Source organism: Pedococcus sp. P1_H8 (genome assembly GCF_056405175.1).
The window spans coordinates 1-559 of record NZ_JBFUCP010000097.1 but is presented as its reverse complement, the minus strand read 5'-3'; the positions used below and the strand labels follow the sequence as shown (position 1 = coordinate 559).

The 559-nt window shown below is 68.9% G+C and carries 1 protein-coding gene; it reads right to left on the bottom strand.

The window, feature by feature from the left end:
• Window positions 1–559: beta-ketoacyl-[acyl-carrier-protein] synthase family protein (locus AC1DYG_RS19030; RefSeq protein WP_477641429.1), on the bottom strand; the 559-nt coding region annotated here is incomplete at both ends.

Below are 559 nucleotides of genomic sequence, written 5' to 3'. Positions count from 1 at the left end.
CCAGACGGTTGCCGCGGGCGAAGACCCGGGTGACCTTCGATTCGGTGAAGGAAATTCGCAGTTGCCCGGTGCCAGGTTCCCAGTACTTGCGGGGCGGGTCGATCGCGGCGGTCATGTCCCCGGCGTACTGCGGGTAGTGGCGGCACTCGACGTCGAGGACCGGGGCCTGATCCGAGATGCACATCAGCCCGACTCCGCAGCCGTCGCCGGGCACCGCCGCCTGCGCGAGCGGGCGGACATCGGGTTGGGTGAAGACCTGACCGGCGCTGTTCTGCACCGTCACGATCAGCGCCGTGTGCGCGGTGGAGTTGGTGGACAGGATGGTCCGGGCGAGGTCGATCATGTACACGAACGCGGCGCAGCCACCGTTGTGCAGGTCGAGGATGCACTTCGGGGTCATGTCCATCCGCCGCGCCAGGTCGGCGCCACAGCCGAGCACCGGCAGGTCCGGCAGCTGGGTGTGCGTGAGCAGCACGTCGATTCCCGCGATCGCCACCGTTCCGTGGCGGTCGATCAGCGGGGTGAGGGCACGTTCGGCCATGTCGACGGCCGACTCGCC